The organism is Kiloniella laminariae (genome assembly GCF_027214005.1).
In the GTDB taxonomy this organism is placed as follows: Bacteria; Pseudomonadota; Alphaproteobacteria; order Kiloniellales; family Kiloniellaceae; genus Kiloniella; species Kiloniella laminariae_A.
This window is the reverse complement of sequence record NZ_JAPWGY010000002.1, coordinates 666,352-684,722: the sequence shown is the minus strand read 5'-3', so window position 1 is coordinate 684,722 and position 18,371 is coordinate 666,352. Positions and strand designations below refer to the sequence as shown.

Here is an 18,371-nt window from a genome sequence, read left to right as displayed (position 1 = left end):
ACAAGATTGCTTCTCGCCCGCGGTAAAACAACGCAGATACTGGTATACCAGTTTAAGGTCTGCTAAGTATTGTCAGCTTTCTCTCGGCGTTTGTCGTTGCGCCGGGATGAATTGATCTTTTCTGAGGGAGATAGAGGTATCATGGCTGCCGTTCTGGAAATCGCTGATCTGAAAAAACTGGCCCGGTGTCGGGTGCCCAAGATGTTTTTTGACTATGCGGATTCCGGTTCCTGGAGCGAGAGCACCTACCGGGCCAATGAAAGTGATTTCCAGAAGATAAAATTCCGCCAGCGGGTGGCGGTGGATATGACCAACCGGAGCCTGGCAACGCAGATGGTCGGGCAGGAGATTTCCATGCCGCTGGCGATTGCGCCGACGGGGCTGACCGGGATGCAGCATGCGGACGGGGAAATTCTGGCGGCGCAGGCCTGTGAAGAAGCAGGTGTGCCCTTTACCCTTTCGACCATGTCGGTCTGTTCGATCGAGGCGGTTGCTGCGGCAACCACCAAACCTTTCTGGTTTCAGCTCTATGTCATGAAGGACAAGGACTTTGCCGGACGCCTGATTGACCGGGCCAAGGCGGCGGGCTGTTCAGCGCTGGTTCTGACCCTGGATCTGCAAATTCTGGGGCAACGGCATAAAGATCTGCGCAACGGGCTTTCCACACCACCGAAATTCACCCCACACCATATCTGGCAGATGGCAACAAGGCCGCGCTGGTGTCTGGGGATGCTTGGCACTAAAAACCGTTCCTTTGGCAATATTGTCGGCCATGCCAAGGGGGTAAAGGACCTGCGCTCGCTCTCGTCCTGGACGGCGGAGCAGTTTGATCCGAAACTCTCGTGGGAGGATGTGGCCTGGATCAAGGAGCGCTGGGGTGGCAAGCTGATCCTTAAAGGAATTCTGGACCCGGAAGATGCCGTCATGTCACTGAAAACCGGGGCTGATGCGATCATCGTGTCAAATCACGGGGGCAGGCAGCTCGACGGGGCAATTTCGTCGATTGAAGCCCTGCCTGAAGTGGTTGCGGCAGTGGGTGACAAGGTCGAGGTCCATGTAGATGGCGGGATCCGTTCGGGGCAGGATGTGCTCAAGGCCGTTGCACTCGGGGCGAAGGGAACCTACATCGGACGTCCGTTCCTCTATGGTCTGGGGGCCATGGGCAAGGCCGGAGTGGCCAGGGCACTGGAGATCATCCGCAACGAGCTGGATGTGACCATGGCGCTGTGTGGCAAGCGTGATATCAAGCAGGTGGATCGCTCGATCCTGCGTCAGGATGGAAGCCTTTAAAAAAACGGGTTAACAATTGAGTTGATCAGAATGATCGGTTAAAGCTCTGGTCTGTTCAGGTTTTGGAGGATGACCATTGTCCCGTTACGCTTTTTATACCGCCCATTTACGCTTTCTGGCGGACCGTACCGAGCGCATCAATGCCGAGGTGGCCGAGATGATGGATATTCTTCAGGCTGTGGCAGCACAGATCGAAGCGGAACCCGCAGAAACGCCCGCTGGTGGAGACAAAGTTGTGACTGCGGGTTTTACCCTCAAGGCAGCCCAGCTCCGTTTGGGGGCAAGGGCCTTGGCGGGTGTTGCAGGTTTCTTGCAAAAACAGATCCTGCCCGAGGTGGTTGCCAATCAGAATACGGTGGGAGAACGTGACGTTCGCTGGGTGATTGATACCTCGATGGCGCTGACATCAAAAATCCTGATGCATGCGGAAATTACCAAAGATGCCGAGGACCTGACGCTGAGCCTGCCAGTACCGCCAACTCTACATTGAGGGCGTCTGAACGATCTCTTTCTTACGTAGACAAGGGCTGCCTAGTCTGAAAAAAGCGTCTCGGCTTTCATGCTGTCCGGGATAGTTGCCCCAAGACGCTGCAGCACGGAAGGGGCAATAGCCAGCTGGTCGAGTACCGAATCTTTGTCAGCAGTGATCGTGCCCTTGCCAAAATAGTAGAAGGCGACGTGGCGCATGATGTCTTCTGCCCCGCCATGGTGTCCGTCTGCGTTCATGCCGTGATCCGCGGTAACAATGACCTCGTACCCTTCTTCGAGCCAACGAGGAATACCCCGGGCCAGGGCATTGTCGATGTGCCAGGTCTGGATGCGGTATTGGGATGAGTCGGCGGTGTATCTGTGGCCGAGACTGTCCACTGAAGAGCTGTGGAGCAGAAGGTAGTCCGGGCTATGGCGTTTGATCAGCAGGCTTGCCTGGGCGCAGAGGTCAATTTCAGCCGGCGCACAGATGTTGGTGCCGTTGTAACCTTCCATGGAATAGAACCGTCCGAACTGGATATTTTTCTCTTCATCCTCAACCTCGATATGATCAAAGAGATCATAGGGGCCGTTATAAAGCGTATGGAAATAGGAATGTGCGACTGCAGCGGTTTTGAAGTTCGCGTCGTGCAGAGTCTGAAAGACGTTTGGTACAATGGAGGGACGTAGTGCTTCGTTGCCGGTAACCCCATGATCAATGGGTGAAAGACCACTGTGGATGGTTTCGTACATGGCGGCAGAAATGGTGGGCAGGGCGGTGCGCATTTTCCAGCGTCGGGCCCGACCGAGCTCAACCATACCTTCCAGATAGCCACATTGGGAAACAGCGGTGTCATAACCGACACCATCCATGATCACGAGGAGTATCTTGTTGCCCATGCGTCTCTACCTGTGGTTATGCGTATTTTCTTTGTTATGAAGAAGCCCCGGAGAGTATAACCCCGGGGCATCGTGGTGCGATTTATTTCTGTGCAAAAAAGCCGTCGACGACCCGCTGGAGGATCGGGGCGTAGTATTCAAAAGGCGGGGTTGTGACTTTCGGATCCTTGCCAGCATCATCCCAGTAGCGCACCTGAACGATTTCCTTCAGGTGCGGGTTTTTCTCCATTTCAGTTATTTCCTCTGCATTCATCGGGCCACCCTGAAGGTTGAGGGTGTGGATTGAAGCATCGGAAAGTTTACCGAAATAGCTGTCATCCGTAGCGCAGAGGTAGCGTTTCGCCGCGACGTGCTGACGGACACATTCGGTGATGACCGGGGGGAAAAAAGCCTCAAGCACGGCAGCACCGGCTTCGTCATGGTGGTTGTTGATGCCTTTGGCCAAGGCATCATCAGGAAACTCGTTGGTGTAATGACCAATGTCGTGGAGCAGAGCCGCGGCAATCAGGATATCCCCCGCGCCCGCCTGTTCCGCGAGTTGTGCACCCTGGAGCATATGTTCAGACATGGTGACCTGCTCACCGAGGTAGGAGTCCGCACCACGACGGTGAAAGATGTCGCCGATAAAATCAACAATGTTATCTTTGTTCAGGCTCTTAAAAGCTGTTTTGGCAAAAGTCATTCTGCGGCCTCCTGCATTTTTTCTTCCAATGCAGCAAGGGTGGATAGCAGCCCGTCCTTGTCGGCGTAACACCCCTGAAGCCAGCGGGTTCCCGCGCCGGAGAAACCTTTTCTGGCGTGTAGAACGCGGGTGTTATCAACGATGAAAAGATCCCCTGCTTTCATCTTGAAGGTCACTTCCATCTCTGGCCGTTCGATAATTTCTGCCAGCTTGCGATAGGCGCGATAATAGTCGGCCATACTTTCAAACGGGATATCCGTGTAGGGTGCAGAAGAACGGTTATTGAACCTGATCGCGATCAATTCGCCATCAGGGCCGAGTTCGATCATCGGGCGTTTGGCACGGAGGCGAATATCATCTGCTCCGGCATATTCAAAGCGGACAGGGAAGCGGGCGAGAAGGTCAAAACTCTCTGGTGATTCCTGTCGGAGAACCTGTGCTGCCTTGAAGCCATCAACCACCATGGATTCTCCGCCATCAGCCGAGTTTTCCAGACAGGCCAAAAGCTGAAGTGTCGGAACAGGATCGCGATAAGGGTTGTCGGTGTGTGCCTGAAGTCCGAGGCCAGTATAGGCGAGGTTGACCGGATTGATTTCCGAGCGCACTTCGAACCAGCGGCCATAATTGGTTTCGCGGATGTAGCCGAAGAGTTCTGCAACTTCGCAAAGACTGCCGCTGTCCGTGGACAGACCAGTCATAATGGCAAGCCCGTAGCGCCGCACGCCTTCAAGCCAGTTGGCAAGAGAAGTCCGGTCAGCTTTTGCCTGATTGAGATCAACAGTCGGGACCGAAGCATTCAAGCCTGCATCCCAGGTGGTGATATGTTTCGGACACCAGCCGCGATCGGTAACAGCGGGAGTGTCATAAATTCTTTTCCGCAGCCAGTTGCCTGAGAAAACAAGTTCTTTGTTTTCCGGTGTCATTCGCAGATGAAGCTGGTCTCCTGCTTTGATTTCAGCAGAGGCCAGCCGGGTATTGGCAGGAATGTCGAGGATGGTGATCAGGCGCTGGCCATTTCCACTGGCTCGTGTTTCGGGGTCCTGGGCATTGTCTCTGAGCCAGATCGCATGAAAACGGGCAGTTTTTCCATCACTCCATTGCAGGCAGACGGCTTCACCATCCTGAAGGAGCCCGGCAGTTTCCAGTGACATTTTTCTCTCCGTAAGGGCTGTTTTTAATATTTGACTCGATTAGTCCAGTAAAAAGCAATAAGAACAATAAATATAAAATAGGTCTTTGACCTTATAATATTTATGAGTTGAGGGTAACATATTGTCTTTATTGCCACCTTTAGATTGGCTTAGAACTTTTGAGGCGGCGGCCCGTCATGAAAATTTCACAGAAGCTGCAGATGAACTGGGTCTGACACAGGCGGCGGTCAGTCAACAGATCCGAAAGCTTGAGGCGCATTTCAAGATCACATTGTTTCATCGTCTGGCCCGCGGGGTTGAGTTGACAGCGGAAGGGGATGCCTATCTGCCTTCTGTACGTTCTGCAATCCATGCGCTTGCCCGCAGCACCGAGGACCTTTTTGGTAAAAAGGGGTCGAAGGTGATTACTATTGCCTGCCCGGCGTCAATTGCATCGCTTTGGCTGGTGCCAAGATTACAATGGATTATTGCTTCGCGACCGAAGATTTCACTTTCAGTGGCAGCGATCCACCGCCCTGCGGACTATGAGGCAATCAAGGCCGATATCGAGATTCGCTTTGGCAATGGCAAGTGGGAAGGAAAAATCGCGACCCACCTGTTTTCAGAAGTTCTCTCACCGATTTGTGCGCCGTCTCTCCTGGTCGGTGTGCCTGAAGGCAAGTGGCAGAGCCTGCCGTGCATCCGCCTGGCCGGGCGGCGCAGTGGCTGGTCGGAATGGGCGATTGAGGCCAAGATGTCACCGCCTCGCAAAACAGCAATCCGATTTGACAGCTTTATTACCGCGCTGGACGCAGCCAAAGCCGGGGTCGGTGTCTTGCTGGCCTCATTGCCTCTGAGTGAGCGGGCATTGGCGCAACAGGAGGTGGTTCGTTTGTCCCCGGTAGAGCTGGCAATGCCGATTGGCAACTGGCTGGTGCGCAATCCGGAAGTACAGATGCGGGCCGAAGTCGAGGAGCTCTGTCGACTGATTTCACATTCTGTTGCCAGTGATCTGCCGTTTTAGCTTATTATCGAAGGTGGAAATACACATAGCACCGTAGCTCATTCGCCCGCCACGAAACGTCGGGAGCAAGGGATGAATTCATATGGTTGTGACTAAATGGGTTTGATATCCCATAGGTTGATGTTAACGTTGTGTTAACCAACTTGGGGAATCAGCTTGTCACAGTCTCTTCAAAACCTTCTCGAAGGGATTTACTCTTCGGTTCTTGAAGCCCGGCGCTTTGTAAACATGCAGCATCTGAAGCTGTTTCAATCCTATTTCGAAACCAGAGTCATAACAGACCCGGACACGGGTGAAAAAATCGAAGTCTATGTCCCCCGCCTGGTTGCGATGGCAACCAGCAAAGGGGTGGGGGATCAGGAGACCTTCGAGATCTTCGAAGCCGCGGCTGTAACGCTGGTGCCGATGTCCACGTTGTCGATTGATACACTGGAGATCGAATTTGAGACCAAGCTGACCAATCTGGATGTAACCCCGACAGCGAAACCAGATTCCAAATCAGAAGGTGAAGAGGCCACTGACGCTGATGACGTGGAAGATGACAGTGGTATCATCCGGCGGACGATTGATGATCTGTTCGGGACGGCATCCGAAATTACGATCATGCCCAAGGGAGACAGTTTTCAGTCCTCTACTTCCCCGGCCAAGGTGAAAATCAACTTTAAAATGTCAGATCCTCCAGAAGGGGTGAGCCTGATTCAGGAGCAGTTACTGGATTATCTGAGAACATAAGGAGAGCAGTAGATATGGCAGATGATAAAACGCCCGCAAAAGGGAGCGGTGGATCGGCGATCGGCAACGAGCTGGGCAGTATCCCCATGGAACATCTGATTGCTGCGCCGCTGGCGGCTTCGATCAAAGCGCAGAAGCAACTGGGGCACGAGATGGTCAGCTTCATCAACATGCTGGCCTATGGGGAAGAAGGAACGCCGAAAACAAAAGGGGCAACGCCCAAGGATATTCTGAGCTTGCCGATGAAGCTTGAACGCCCTGTTACCGGAGATGATGGCCAGATTTCGGTACATTCACTTACCGTTGCTCCCCCTGTGCTGGGGCTGGTGCCCATCCCAGCTCTGTTAATTGACAGCGTTGATATTAATTTTTCGATGGAAATCCATACGGTCGATACGGCAAAAAGCAGTTCATCGGCAGAAGTGGAAGCGAAAGCCAAGGCAGAAGCCAACGGAATTTTTTATAGCGGCAGCCTTGAGGTGACAGGCAAAATGTCGGCTCAACGTGAAAATACCCGCTCGACGGACAAGACAGCCAAATATGATGTGACTGTCAGAGCAACACAGCAGCCTCCGACTGAAGGCATGTCAAAGCTGATGGATTTGCTGGCAAGTACCGTTGAACCAATCAAGCTGGAGAAGAGCAAACCCTGAACTGATATCTATATAAAGGGAAAGCTGAAATGTTAAGGTGCACGCAATGCAACGCAACGTTTGCTGCGGGAACCTGCCCACGGCACCCGTCAGCTCGAGCGACAAGGTTTGGAATTAAACCGGATGGCAGTGTGGATAGCCCCCCGCAGTCTGCTCAACCCGCCCGGCAAGGCCGTCAAGCACGGCAACCTCTTCCTCCCCAGTCAGCAAGTTTCAATCAGGGAAGACCGCAAGGCGTAAATTTGCGGGTCGACCAGGGAGTCCTGCAAAACGCGATTGACCGTCGCCATGTTCAAGACATGGGAGGAGGAGGTTTTGGCTGGATGACTGCGCGAGGGGATCGGCTACATGCCTATGGATACCGTGATGAAAGTGGCGACTTTATCGTCAATGGCATCGCTGCTGGTGCCCATGGTGCCGCAAGGCGACCCCAGCTTAACCGTGCACAGGTTGATTATGAATTACAGGAATTGTTCCGGCGCTGCCCCCGATAGCAAAAAGTGGGGATGTCTTAGGAAGCCCAATAGATAAAAACAGGATGCTTCTTAAGAAATGATTCTGGGTTGAAAGCTATCAATTGGATTATTCTACCTGTAAAGGCCAGATGGAGGGAGTGTCAAAAGCAGTGGTGCTCTCGATGACAATGTTCATCGGTATATCGATTTTCGACATGATGTTTTTCTTTGCAAGTTAGCCAGGAGGTCCTGCCATCATTGGAATATTTTCCAACCCTTCGTCCCAGGTTGCTCTGCTTGAAATAAAGATATGTGCGTAGGGTTGAACCGTTAGCTCTGTATCAAGGCAGCCGGCAGGGACAACCAGCAGATTTTCAGCAGAGAGAAAATTGGGAAGGGGCGATCCACAGCAAGAGCAAAAGCATTTGACATGACGTGTTTCAGGAAGGATGAATGTCTTGACATTTTCTTTCCCCTTAACCCATTTCAATTTGGCAGTAGTTGAGAATAAATTTGCGGCATGTGCGGAGCCGGTATCTTTCTGACAATGCTGGCAGTGGCAGAGATAAAATTGTTCAAACTCTCCGGTTATTTCAAAACTTACCTGCTGGCAGAGACATGAGCCGATACTGCTAGGTTTCATTACTATAATCCTTTGTGAATAAGAACTATGCTCCTGTTTTACAGGGGAGGTATTTTCTTGTTTCTGGTAAGTTATCTCGCTGTTCTTTTTCTAAAGAATATTTTGTATCTGTGCCAGTAGCAGGACATCTCGGAGCAAATTTTAATCCAGGATCAGGGGCCAGATGTAGGGGATGGTGAAAACGGTGGTGATACCGACTACAATATTCATGGGAATGCCGATGCGCAGGAAATCTGAAAAGCGGTAGCCTCCGGCGTTATAGACCAGTGTGTTGGTCTGATAGCCCAGAGGGGTGGCAAAACTGGCGCTGGCGGCAAACATGACGGCGACGACAAAGGGGCGCGGGTCGAGGCCAAGTTGTGCCGCAATTCCGGCGGCGATCGGGGCCATGAGGACCGCGACGGCGTTGTTGGTCACCAGTTCTGTCAGGATTGAGGTCACGGCATAGACCAGGGCCAGAGCCAATAGTGGTGAAACTGTTCCAAGCAGGCCCGTAAGCTGTCCGACAATCAGGGTTAGTGCGCCCGATCCTTCCAGAGCGGCACCGAGTGTCAGCATTGAGACAATCAACAGCAGCAGGCGGCCATCAATGGCCCCTACACCCTCGTCGGCGTCAATGCAGCGGGTGAGAAGCACAACAGCGACCCCCAAAAGCGCCAGAGGGAGGATTGGTGCGACATCCAGGGCTGCCAGAAAAATAACCGCGAACATGCTTGCCAGAGCAATGGGAGCCTTGGTCCGGCGAAAGGCGCGTGAAGATATCGGGGAGAGGAGGATCAGCCGTTCTTCTTCTTCCAGGCGCTTGATGTCTTCGATAGAGCCTTCCAACAAAAGAGTGTCCCCGATTTCCAGACGTATTGTCTGGAGTTTTTGGTCCTGAAGGGTGCCTTCGCGGTGCAGGGCCAGGGGATAAACGCCAAAGTGGCGCCGCCACCTCAGCCGACCAAACATTCTGCTTCTGGCCCGGGTATTGGGCCCGACCAGGGCTTCGACCACAACAGATTGCCGGGCCTTTGATGCTTCTGCCCCAGCGATGGCAGCACCCTGGGCGGTTCCTTCGCGAAAGCCCATGATCTCTGCATCAGCAGTCTTGATCACCACCTGATCTCCGGGGGCCAGGCGGATCGTTTCGAGGCTGTCCCGCAAAGAAAAATCCGCACGGATGACATCGACGACCAGCCCGCCACCGCGGCGGAAGGCGTCAATCTGAAGGGGAAACTGGCCGATGAGTGGCGACCCTACCGGGATCAAAAGTTCAGCGAACCACATGCGTTGTTCTCTTGCCGCTTCGGTCGGGCTGGAACTTTTACGATCTGGCAAGAGTTTCGGGGCGATGAGAGCGAGAAAACTTCCCCCGACCAGGGCGACAATGATTCCCAGCGGTGCGATTTCGAAAAGAGTAAAGGGCGCAAGGCCGATTTCCCTGGCGACGCCATCAATCAGAATGTTGGTTGAAGTCCCGACCAGAGAGCAGGTGCCGCCGAGGATGACCATAAAGGAAAGGGGCATGAGCAGACGCGATGAACTGATTTTGGTATCCCGGGCGAGGCTGATGACCACAGGGATCAGCACCATGACAACCGGAGTGTTGTTCATAAAGGCGGAAATTCCGGCTGCGGCAAAGAAAAACAGAGCAATGGTCAGCAGGGGGTGACGCTTTGCCTGCGTGCTGAGGCGAATTGTTGCCGCCTCAAGCACACCTGTCCTGACCAGCGCAGCGCTAAGGACAAACATGGCCCCGATTGTCGCGGGCGCCGGGTTGCCAATGGAATTGAGTACCTGTTTTGTGTCAACCAGCCCGAGGGCCAGAGCGGCGGCTGCCCCGGAAAAAGCAATGATTTCCGGGGATCTCAGTTCCAGAAAGAATAATATAAAGACCCCGAGCAATAACAGAAGGGCAATGTAAGGAGCAGCCGAGCCGAGATCAAAAAGCATGCGCGGCCCTTTTTATATTTTTCCTGTACATCTCTTTTCCTCTCTCTGGGCGATCTGGACTCTGGACGCTCTGGTCTCTGGGTGGTCAGGTCTCTGTGTGGTCAGGTCCGGGACGCCCTGTTCAACCGGGGGAATTTCACCGAATCCAGCAACTGTGTGCCAGCGCCGAATTCAATAAAATCTACTGCTTCCGAGCATGCACGTCTCAAAATATATTTTTTCGAGGGATACTTGTGTTTGCCTTGTCGTTCTCCCAATTCATGGGCGACAGCAGAGCGACTGTGTCATTGACGGATTGTGATTTTTATTCCGGGTTGGCGGCTGGACCTTATTTCTTTTTTTTCCTCATGCGGAGTGTCCGTTTCTATGCTCACATTTGCCGGAATAATCGGTGGTCTTGTCCTGCTGGTCCTTGGAGGGGACGTGCTGGTCAGAGGGGCAAGTTCCCTGTCCCTGCGCTTTGGCGTTTCTCCCTTGCTGATCGGATTGACCGTCGTCGGTTTCGGGACTTCTACGCCGGAGCTGGTGACCAGCCTTCTCGCAGCATCCCTTGACCTGCCCGGGATCGCCATCGGGAACGTTGTCGGAAGCAACATCTGCAACATTCTGCTTATCCTTGGTATTTCCGCGCTGATCTATCCCATGGTCATCAACCGGCGATCCTTTGTCCGGGACGGGGCTGTGTTGACGGTGGTCACCCTGCTTTGCGTATTTGTCCTGCTGTCCGGTTCTCTGGAACGGCTCTGGGGAGCGGTTTTTGTTCTGTTGCTTGTGGGCTATATTGTTTTTACCTACCTGAAAGAAAAAACAGCATTTTCTGAAGAGACAACAGACATAGCGGCTGACAAGAGTATCCCTGTGCCACAAGCCGGTATCCTCAAAGCATTGCTCTATACCTTTGGCGGCATTGCCGTGACCATTCTGGGGGCGAAGCTTCTGGTCGACGGAGCTTCGGGGCTCGCGATTGAGGCGGGCATATCCGAGGCCCTGATCGGTGTCACGATTGTTGCTATTGGTACCTCTCTGCCAGAGCTGGTGACCTCTGTCATCGCAGCCTTGAAACGACAGACCGATATTGCCCTTGGGAACGTTATCGGCAGCAACATCTATAACGTGCTCGGTATTTTGGGGATCACCGCCCTGGTGGAACCTGTTGTTGTCCCTGCAGAGATTGCGGGCACCGACGTCTGGGTCATGCTTGGCGCGACAGGACTTCTGATAATCTTTTCTGTTTTTGGCTGGAAAATCAGCCGTCTGAAGGGCGGGTTGTTGCTGGGGGGCTATGGCGGATATCTTGGGTATCTGGTTATACCACTGGTCTGATGGTGCTAGGCATCATGGCTGTCGTAACTGAAAAGAGCTGAGTGCATTACTTTGTTGTCAGGTAAGAACACGCCTGCAAAGCATAAGTCACTTCTGCGACTGGCGACCTGCGGCTGCGGGTCGCCAGTCTGGTCTTCGGGGTGATCAGGGGAGCTTATTTTTCCTGTGCTTGCCCTGTTGGAACCGCCTTGTCGATTTTTTCTCGTTCAGGCCCAGGAAAGATGCGTTTGAAATCTTCGGTAATGGCCAGGAGTGCTGGCACCAGAAGCAGCATAAGTGCAGTCGAGAACAGTTCGCCATAAGCCAGCGATACGGCAGCAGGAATAAGATACTGGGCCTGTTCTGAAGTCTCGCTTAACAAGGGAGAAAGACCGATAACAGTCGTGGCTGTTGTCAGGAATATGGCCCGAAACCTTCCCAGACCGGCCTGATGAATGGCGTCAAAAGCAGAAATTCCCTTTTCCCGAAGCTGGTTGTAGCTGGTAATGAGGACCAGACTGTCATTGATGACGACACCTGTCAGGGCCAGCATACCAAAAAAGGACAGGACAGAGAGTGGCAGGTCCATAATCAGATGACCTATGGCTGCGGAGACAAATCCCAGCGGTACGATGGCAAGAATAATAAATGGCTGCCAATAGGATTTGAGCGGCACGGCCATCAATACATAAATCAATACGGCTGCCAGCAGCAGAGCCTGTTTCATACCCCCCTGTATTTCCCCGATTTCTTCCAGTTCTCCTGCCCCTTTGATCTCCAGGCCGGGATATCTGGCGGCAAGTTCGGGAACAAGTTGTTCGAACACGGCCTGGGCAACTTCTTCGGAGGCAACCAATGAACGGTTTATAGAGGCTGCTACAGTATTGACCAGCTTGCCGTTCTCGCGATGTATGGTACCAGAGACATAGCTCCCTTTTATCTCGGCAACAGATTGAAAGGGGATCCAGTTGCCGTTGTTGCTGCGCACTTGACTTCGCAAGAGGTCGTCGATGCTGTCGCGTGTTGTGTCAGTGTTCTGGACAATCACCTTGAGCTCTGTACCGTCGCGCATGATCTTCTGGACTTCGGCGCCGCCAAAGGCATTGCCTATCTGGGAGGCGAGGGTTTCTGTGGTGAAGCCGAGATTCCTTGCTTCAGGTTTGACCTGGATGTCCAGCTGTGGTTGGCCCGGAGTCAGGCTGTCGCGAATATTGTTTACCCCGTTAATATCAGCCAGAAATTCACGCAAATCCTGACTGGCCAAAGCCAGAAGGTCGGAATCCTTGGCATAAAGGCGTAAAAGAAAGCCCCCGGCGAGTTCTTCCGACCCGGTGAACTGCAGCTGCGTGGCACCTTCTATGGTTCCCGTGTGTTGGCGCCACTGTTCCATAAATTCGATGATGCCGAGATCCGGGCGTTCTGAAACCGGTGTTAGTTCAGCAAAAATCTGCGCTGTACTTGCATCTGATATAAACATGAACATGGAACGTACAGGTGCGTTTTCCAGTGATTTTTCTTGCTGGAAAGTATGGCTGAGTTCTTCTCCGACAAGCCGGATATGTTCAAGGTTGTCCCTGGTCAGTTCAAAGGGGGCGCGGGCATCCATTTCCAGGCTCACGGTAATGACCTGGCCAGGAATATCCGGAAAGAAGACTGTTTTGATCTTGCCCAGACCGATCAAGCCGATCCCAAGCGTGGCCGCGGCGATAAAAAAGACAAGGGTTGCATAACGATGCCTGATGGATCGGGCGAGCAATGGCCCATAGATCCTGTCGCGAAACCCATGCAAAAGATTCTGGGCGGCCTGCTGTACTTTTGTCCAAAGCCGTCCCGGCAAAAAGCGGGGCTGTTGATCAAGTTTTGTGCGGGCGAGATGGGCCGGGAGAATAAACTTGCTTTCGATCAAGGAAAAGGTCAGGGCAAAAATGACAATTCCTGAGAAGCTGGCAAGAACTTTCCCCAGGGGGTTTTCCAGCATCAGCATGGGGAAAAAGGCCGCTATTGTCGTCAAGACACCGAATACTGTTGCAACAGCAACTTTCCTGACCCCCTTTTCAGTGGCCCGAAACGGGTCTTTATCTGCCCGTCGTTCTTCGAAAACACTTTCCCCGACCACAACAGCATCATCAACCAAAATGCCCAGAACAATAATCAGGCCAAAGGTGGTGACATCGTTCAGGGAATAATCGACCCACTTTGACCCGGCAACGGCGAGAGCTCCCATAAGAGAAACGGGAATACCCATGGCGACCCAGAAGGCCAGACGCACATTCAGAAAGAGGGAGAGAACCAGCAGAACCAGCAACAGGCCCTGAATGCCGTTGTTCTTCAAAAGTTCCAGCCGATCAGCTATATAATCCGCGCTGTTACCCCATATCGTGAGTTTAACGTCCGGCGGCAATCGGGTTCTGAAGGTTTCAACAACGTCATGGACGACTTCTGATACCTGGAGCAGATTTTCTTTCTGGCCAATCAGGATTTCCATGCCGGAGGTCAGCTCGCCATTGAAGCGAAACAGATAGTCCCCTTCCTTGAAGCCGTCCTGGACTGTTGCTATGTCACCCAGGAGAATGCGGGTACCATCGGCGTGTTCGATGACCGGAATTGCCGCATATTCTGTTGAAAATCGTGCCTGATTATCGGTTTTCAGAGAGATGGTCCCGCCTTTTGTCCGAAGGACGCCGGATTTGTAATTCAGCGAGTTCAGCTTTATCTGGGTGACCACATCGGCAACGGTGAGGTTATGACGCTGGAGTATCTGCGGGTCGAGTTCAATCTGCATTTCCCGCTCATACAACCCCCAGATATTCATCCGGGACAACTCTGGACGAGAGAGAAGTTCCTCGCGCAGGCGTTCGGACAGCCTTTGCAGGGTTACAGGGTCAGTCTGTCCATGGAGGTTGAGATAGAGGGCCGGAAAATCATAGCCGCCATCTTCTATGACCGGTCGTTCAGCCGCTGCGGGAAAGTCAGAAATTCCATCGATCCGCAAGCGCACCTTATCAAGAAGTTTCTGCAGATCCTGTCCACCACTGCGTCGCAAGGTGATAACAGAAGAATCGTTATTTGATTGAGAGCTTACACTGCGTACGCCCTCGATACCTTCAAGGGCTTTTTCGACTTTTTGGGTTATCAATTCGTCAATCTGGGCAGTGGTCGCACCAGAATAACTGGTGGTAATACTGATACTTTCCGGAGGGATGCGGGGGAACCCTTCGATGCGAATTGTGGTTAGGGCCTGCCAGCCGAGGAAGAGAAAAAAAGCCATCATCAGATTGGCTGCGACGGGATTCTTGATGAACCATCCGGTCAGAAAATGCATGGTCTATTTTTCCTTTTCCCGAGCGTACACTTTCTGGCCGGGTAAAAAAGAGACCAGTGGCGTAATGGCAAAGCGCCAGCTGTGTTCCCCAGCAGGTGCCTGAATGATGATGCGGTCGTCACGACGCGAGAGAACAAGCGGTTCGAGCCTTTGCAAGCGGTCCTGGCTGTCGAGGTACCAGAGATATCCGTCTTTGGTGAGGGATGACGCGGGAATATCAAGCGCTTCGGAAATGGTGATGCCGGGGAGTGACAGTTTGACAAAGTCGCCAGAAAGCACCTTTGAGGGGGCGGTTTCTTCTATCACAAGAAAGATTTTATACTGGCGGGTCGCTTCATCCAGAAAGCCACCACCCCGGCGGATCTTTGCCTGCGCGATCAATTCTCCTGCTTGCCCTGTTATCCTGGCCTCCAATCCTTCAAAGGGTTTCTGAAGCAGGTTCCATTCGCGTCGTCCGATTTCGGCTTCCAGCTCAAACCGGGTGTTGTCAACCAGCTTGAGCAGTTGGTCACCGACATTCACCATTTGCCCGGGGCTGACAAAACGCCGGGTTATAAAAGCAGGGAAGGGGGCAAGGATTGTCGTATCCTCAAGCTGTTGTCTTGCAGCACGGACTCTTGCGTTTGCTGAGGTGACGGACTGCTTTGCAATTTCCAGCTGGGGTATTTTCAGGGCAAAATCGTTCGGGGCTTTTCTACTGCTGCGCTCGAATTCTTTCTGAGCTATGTAATTGGCATTTTTTGCCTTCAAAAGTTCGAGTTCAGCTTCCTTGAGGGCCAGTTCAGCTGCGGCAAGCTCTGCAACATAGCGGCTGTTTTCTATTTCAATAAGTGTCGTCCCCTTATCAACAGCTTCACCGGCCAGGGCGTTGTCGTGAACCTTGTCTATCCTCCCTGATACAGCGGCCCGCAGCTCGGCAGACCAGCGTGGACGTATTTCTGCAAAAGATGTTATCTCCAGAGTTTCCGGTCCGGTCTGCACCTTTTCGAAAGATACCAGTTGTAACGGGGCGGGCGTCCCGGTTCTGGTGATATCTGCGGTGTCTTCCTCCATGACGAGCAGAAAAATGACACCGAAGAGCGTTATCAAAGAGATGACTATCCATAACCATCGTGCATGTGACTTGCCCACGCCGGGTGGCTTGGGTATTCCTTCACTGGTAGATTGTGGAGCGTTGTTCGTCATTATGCCCTCAAGACATCAGTTGCATGGATTCATAGAATAATTAATGTAAATACGAACGTTCGTTCATTCAATTAAAGCTGTTGTTGTTGCTTTTCAAGTCGAAACTGGAGTTACCCATGGAAAAGAGTGGTACGCGCGATAAATCAACCAGCCGGCGGCGACAGCTGATTGTCGAGACAGCAATAAAATGTTTTGCGGAAAAAGGCTTTCATCAGACAAGCATGCGTGATCTTGCCAAAAGTGCCGGGATCAGTCTGGGAAATGTCTATAATCATTTTGATAGTAAAACGGCGCTGGTGAAGGAAATCGCCAACCTTGAAGCCCAGGAGTTTCTGGAGTTTCAAGCCGTACTGGAAAAGAACAAAGACCCTGTCAAGGCACTGGACCGCTTCCTCAAGATATACCTTGAGGCCTGTTCCGAGCCTGACTATGCCTTGCTTGCGGCAGAGATTCTTTCGGAAGGACTACGCAACCCCGAAGTCAGATCCGGTTTTCTCAACAATCGTTCGCTTCTTGCATCCGCGCTGGCCAGGGTTATTCAGGAAATCGGAGAAGAGAAGGGGCTTGTTCTAATACCCGCTGCCGAGGATTGCGCAGAACTGGTTCTCGATATTGTCGAGGGCTATTCAATACGGCAGGCCTTTTCGGGAAAAGCAAAAACGAAGAAGGACGAGGCGTCAATAAAAGCGGGGGTCTATCGTTTGATAGGGTTAAAGGGATGATAGGACACGATGCTGCTTTTTGCGTTTGAAGCAGATTGGAAATTTTGTCATGTTTTTTTGACCTCTGCCCGAATCTGGTGATTGCACCTGTCTTTACGGTAGACTAGAAACGGAAAAGAAACAGCAGAAACACTGCCGTCGCAGGTGCCGGGGAAATGAGTAGAAAAGCGTCTTTTGATCTGTCGGTGATCAGTGATTCCCAATTGAGAAACCGCCTTGCTGAAATGTTTGAAACAGCTATGGCAATATTTGCAGACACATCTTTGCTGCAAATCGGAGAACCGCACCGCCAGAAACTTGTGGGTTTGCGTCAGGAGTATCGTTCCGAGCTTGCACAGCTTTGCAAGGAAGGTGAAGATATTCACTTCAAGGAACAGTGCCTCAAGTCGATCAGTTGCCTGTTGAGCGGTTTTGACCAGTTTCTCTCAGCCCTGGATACTGCTCAAAAGGGTCTTGAAGTCATGGCTCTCTGGCCTGATGCCCTGCGGGATAACGCAGGTGCTTCGGAAATTTGAACGAGTAGGCCTGAAGAGCCGCATCAGGTGATGCGGATAAAGCTGCTCATCCCGGTTTTCTGATGTTCGATGATGTGACAGTGCAACAGCCAATCCCCGGGATTGTCAGCGACAAAGGCCACATCAATCTGTTCGTCGGGTAACAGCAAGGCAGTATCGGTAATCAAAGGTTCCAGCGGGCGTTTGTTCGATTTCAGCAGGGTGAATGACAGGCCGTGCAGATGGATCGGATGGGTGTGAGGTGTCCGGTTGATAAAGCTGAAGATGTAGCTTTTCCCGAGTTTCAATTCTGCCATGGGGGCCATGGGATCAGGAGAAACACCGAGCCAGGGTTGACGGTTTATGGCCCAGAAGGAAAAACCCAGACTGCCACAGAAACCGCTTTTGGGGGCAGATTCTGCCGTCGCAGTGAATTCAAAGGGAATGTGTTCTGCCGAGGCCAGATCCGGGATCGGCACGGGATTGGCAGGCAAGGGTTTCAGGTCGCCTATGGCCCGTTTAAGGGACGGTCCTTTTGTCTTCAGGGTTGATACCGTCCAGGGCGTGGAGGCCGAATAGTTGATCAACTCGACATCCACCCCTTCTTCTTCGGGAAGCAGAATTGCGAGATCCATGCGTTGGCCGGGGCCGACACTCTGCTGGTCCAGTCCTGGCTGGCCCGGTGTCGGATAGCCATCGAGGGCAATGATTTTTGCAGTTGCACCAGAAATCCCCAGTTTGAAAATGCGGGTGACGTCGGTGTTGACCAGCCGCAGGCGGATCAAACCTCCGCTAGGCACTTCAAAGAGGGGGTTTTCCTGCCAGTTCGCGGTTTTAACTGTGCCAAAGGTTCCTGATCGGGCACTTTTTCTGGCTTGATAGAGTTTGATAAACTGGCCGTCGGATCCCAGTCGCCAGTCCCGCAGGTTCAAGGCCAGATCCTGATCAAAGCCGGGGTCTTTTTCTTCCTCTACGATCAGGATGCCATTGAGACCGTAGCTCATCTGCTCCAGCGTATTGCAATGGGGGTGATACCAGAAGGTGCCCGCATCGGGGGGGGTAAAGATATAGTCGAAGGTCTCATGTTCATAGACATAAGGCTGAGTCAGAAAGGGAACTCCGTCCATGGCATTGGGCAAGCGCAATCCATGCCAGTGAATGGTGGTTTCTTCCGGCAGGGCATTTTCCAGCCGTACATGAAAAGGTTGTCCCTGACGGGCGCGCAGAACAGGGGCAGGGCCAGTGGCGTTGTAGGAAAAAACCTTGCTGGTCAAGGTGTCAGGCAAAAAACTGTGCTCTGTCAGGGCGGGCTTCAGCACCAGATCCGGGCGGGCCTGGGCTTTTGAGCCGAGAAAACCAACAGCAGCACCTCCGGCGACGGCAGAAGCTGTGACCAGAGAGTTTTTCAGGAAATTACGTCGGCTTTGCGTCACG

The 18,371-nt window shown here is 52.7% G+C and carries 17 protein-coding genes; 9 read left to right on the top strand and 8 right to left on the bottom strand.

All coding sequences use genetic code 11. The features are described 5' to 3' along the window. Nucleotides 1–141: 141 nt before the first annotated feature. On the top strand, nucleotides 142–1,290 hold the full coding sequence (locus tag O4H49_RS07905) for an alpha-hydroxy acid oxidase (protein ID WP_269422887.1): 1,149 nt from the start codon (nucleotides 142–144) through the stop codon (nucleotides 1,288–1,290). 76 nt (nucleotides 1,291–1,366) lie between these two features. Further along, nucleotides 1,367–1,780: a hypothetical protein gene (locus O4H49_RS07900; protein ID WP_269422886.1), complete on the top strand. Its 414-nt coding sequence runs from the start codon at nucleotides 1,367–1,369 to the stop codon at nucleotides 1,778–1,780. Between the two features lie 41 nt (nucleotides 1,781–1,821). Here O4H49_RS07900 and O4H49_RS07895 read toward each other — a convergent pair whose 3' ends face one another. The 3 genes from O4H49_RS07895 to O4H49_RS07885 all read right to left on the bottom strand — a co-directional run bounded on the left by O4H49_RS07895 (nucleotide 1,822) and on the right by O4H49_RS07885 (nucleotide 4,491). Beyond that, on the bottom strand, nucleotides 1,822–2,658 hold the full coding sequence (locus tag O4H49_RS07895) for an alkaline phosphatase family protein (protein ID WP_269422885.1): 837 nt from the start codon (nucleotides 2,656–2,658) through the stop codon (nucleotides 1,822–1,824). Nucleotides 2,659–2,740: 82 nt separating this feature from the next. After that, on the bottom strand, nucleotides 2,741–3,340 hold the full coding sequence (locus O4H49_RS07890; RefSeq protein WP_269422884.1) for an HD domain-containing protein: 600 nt from the start codon (nucleotides 3,338–3,340) through the stop codon (nucleotides 2,741–2,743). Then, the gene (locus O4H49_RS07885; protein WP_269422883.1) at nucleotides 3,337–4,491 is read right to left on the bottom strand and encodes a gamma-butyrobetaine dioxygenase; all 1,155 of its coding nucleotides are present in this window, start codon (nucleotides 4,489–4,491) and stop codon (nucleotides 3,337–3,339) included. Before O4H49_RS07885 ends, O4H49_RS07890 begins: the two co-directional genes overlap by 4 nt. A gap of 130 nt (nucleotides 4,492–4,621) precedes the next feature. Between O4H49_RS07885 and O4H49_RS07880 the strand changes: the two genes are divergently transcribed. The 4 genes from O4H49_RS07880 (at nucleotide 4,622) to O4H49_RS07865 (ending at nucleotide 7,373) form a co-directional block, all read left to right on the top strand. After that, a complete protein-coding gene (locus O4H49_RS07880; RefSeq protein WP_269422882.1) occupies nucleotides 4,622–5,494 on the top strand; it encodes a LysR family transcriptional regulator in 873 nt (290 codons plus the stop codon). Between the two features lie 156 nt (nucleotides 5,495–5,650). Then, nucleotides 5,651–6,226: a DUF2589 domain-containing protein gene (locus O4H49_RS07875; protein ID WP_269422881.1), complete on the top strand. Its 576-nt coding sequence runs from the start codon at nucleotides 5,651–5,653 to the stop codon at nucleotides 6,224–6,226. Between the two features lie 14 nt (nucleotides 6,227–6,240). Next, nucleotides 6,241–6,879, top strand: coding sequence for a DUF2589 domain-containing protein (locus O4H49_RS07870; RefSeq protein WP_269422880.1), 639 nt, complete (start codon nucleotides 6,241–6,243; stop codon nucleotides 6,877–6,879). 131 nt (nucleotides 6,880–7,010) lie between these two features. Continuing rightward, entirely contained in the window at nucleotides 7,011–7,373 is a 363-nt protein-coding gene (locus O4H49_RS07865) for a hypothetical protein (protein WP_269422879.1), read from the top strand. Between the two features lie 196 nt (nucleotides 7,374–7,569). Here the strand turns inward: O4H49_RS07865 and O4H49_RS07860 are convergent, their stop codons facing one another. After that, on the bottom strand, nucleotides 7,570–7,977 hold the full coding sequence (locus tag O4H49_RS07860; RefSeq protein ID WP_269422878.1) for a GFA family protein: 408 nt from the start codon (nucleotides 7,975–7,977) through the stop codon (nucleotides 7,570–7,572). 141 nt (nucleotides 7,978–8,118) lie between these two features. Then, complete coding sequence (locus O4H49_RS07855) at nucleotides 8,119–9,912, bottom strand: SLC13 family permease (protein ID WP_269422877.1); 1,794 nt, start codon at nucleotides 9,910–9,912, stop codon at nucleotides 8,119–8,121. A 366-nt stretch (nucleotides 9,913–10,278) separates the two neighbouring features. Here O4H49_RS07855 and O4H49_RS07850 point away from each other — a divergent pair, with 366 nt between their 5' ends. After that, entirely contained in the window at nucleotides 10,279–11,235 is a 957-nt protein-coding gene (locus O4H49_RS07850) for a calcium/sodium antiporter (protein ID WP_269422876.1), read from the top strand. A 154-nt stretch (nucleotides 11,236–11,389) separates the two neighbouring features. Here the strand turns inward: O4H49_RS07850 and O4H49_RS07845 are convergent, their stop codons facing one another. Next, the gene (locus tag O4H49_RS07845) at nucleotides 11,390–14,536 is read right to left on the bottom strand and encodes an efflux RND transporter permease subunit (RefSeq protein ID WP_269422875.1); all 3,147 of its coding nucleotides are present in this window, start codon (nucleotides 14,534–14,536) and stop codon (nucleotides 11,390–11,392) included. A gap of 3 nt (nucleotides 14,537–14,539) precedes the next feature. Next, nucleotides 14,540–15,721 carry an efflux RND transporter periplasmic adaptor subunit gene (locus O4H49_RS07840; RefSeq protein WP_269422874.1) on the bottom strand — a complete coding sequence of 394 codons (1,182 nt, stop codon included), beginning with the start codon at nucleotides 15,719–15,721 and terminating at the stop codon, nucleotides 14,540–14,542. Between the two features lie 116 nt (nucleotides 15,722–15,837). On the opposite strand from O4H49_RS07840, the gene O4H49_RS07835 reads away from it, so the two are divergent. Together O4H49_RS07835 and O4H49_RS07830 are read left to right on the top strand one after the other, a co-directional pair. Next, nucleotides 15,838–16,443, top strand: a complete 606-nt coding sequence (locus tag O4H49_RS07835; protein WP_269422873.1) for a TetR/AcrR family transcriptional regulator — start codon at nucleotides 15,838–15,840, stop codon at nucleotides 16,441–16,443. Nucleotides 16,444–16,598: 155 nt separating this feature from the next. Next, entirely contained in the window at nucleotides 16,599–16,958 is a 360-nt protein-coding gene (locus O4H49_RS07830; protein ID WP_269422872.1) for a hypothetical protein, read from the top strand. A gap of 23 nt (nucleotides 16,959–16,981) precedes the next feature. Here the strand turns inward: O4H49_RS07830 and O4H49_RS07825 are convergent, their stop codons facing one another. Beyond that, nucleotides 16,982–18,370 carry a multicopper oxidase family protein gene (locus tag O4H49_RS07825; RefSeq protein ID WP_269422871.1) on the bottom strand — a complete coding sequence of 463 codons (1,389 nt, stop codon included), beginning with the start codon at nucleotides 18,368–18,370 and terminating at the stop codon, nucleotides 16,982–16,984. Nucleotide 18,371: the final 1 nt, after the last annotated feature.

Coding starts and splice junctions, on each gene's coding strand:
- O4H49_RS07905 (WP_269422887.1), top strand. CDS start 142: ATGGCTGCCGTTCTGGAAATCGCTGATCTGAAAAAACTGGCCCGGTGT.
- O4H49_RS07895 (WP_269422885.1), bottom strand. CDS start 2,658: ATGGGCAACAAGATACTCCTCGTGATCATGGATGGTGTCGGTTATGAC.
- O4H49_RS07890 (WP_269422884.1), bottom strand. CDS start 3,340: ATGACTTTTGCCAAAACAGCTTTTAAGAGCCTGAACAAAGATAACATT.
- O4H49_RS07885 (WP_269422883.1), bottom strand. CDS start 4,491: ATGTCACTGGAAACTGCCGGGCTCCTTCAGGATGGTGAAGCCGTCTGC.
- O4H49_RS07870 (WP_269422880.1), top strand. CDS start 6,241: ATGGCAGATGATAAAACGCCCGCAAAAGGGAGCGGTGGATCGGCGATC.
- O4H49_RS07860 (WP_269422878.1), bottom strand. CDS start 7,977: ATGAAACCTAGCAGTATCGGCTCATGTCTCTGCCAGCAGGTAAGTTTT.
- O4H49_RS07855 (WP_269422877.1), bottom strand. CDS start 9,912: ATGCTTTTTGATCTCGGCTCGGCTGCTCCTTACATTGCCCTTCTGTTA.
- O4H49_RS07850 (WP_269422876.1), top strand. CDS start 10,279: ATGCTCACATTTGCCGGAATAATCGGTGGTCTTGTCCTGCTGGTCCTT.
- O4H49_RS07845 (WP_269422875.1), bottom strand. CDS start 14,536: ATGCATTTTCTGACCGGATGGTTCATCAAGAATCCCGTCGCAGCCAAT.
- O4H49_RS07840 (WP_269422874.1), bottom strand. CDS start 15,721: ATGACGAACAACGCTCCACAATCTACCAGTGAAGGAATACCCAAGCCA.
- O4H49_RS07835 (WP_269422873.1), top strand. CDS start 15,838: ATGGAAAAGAGTGGTACGCGCGATAAATCAACCAGCCGGCGGCGACAG.
- O4H49_RS07830 (WP_269422872.1), top strand. CDS start 16,599: ATGAGTAGAAAAGCGTCTTTTGATCTGTCGGTGATCAGTGATTCCCAA.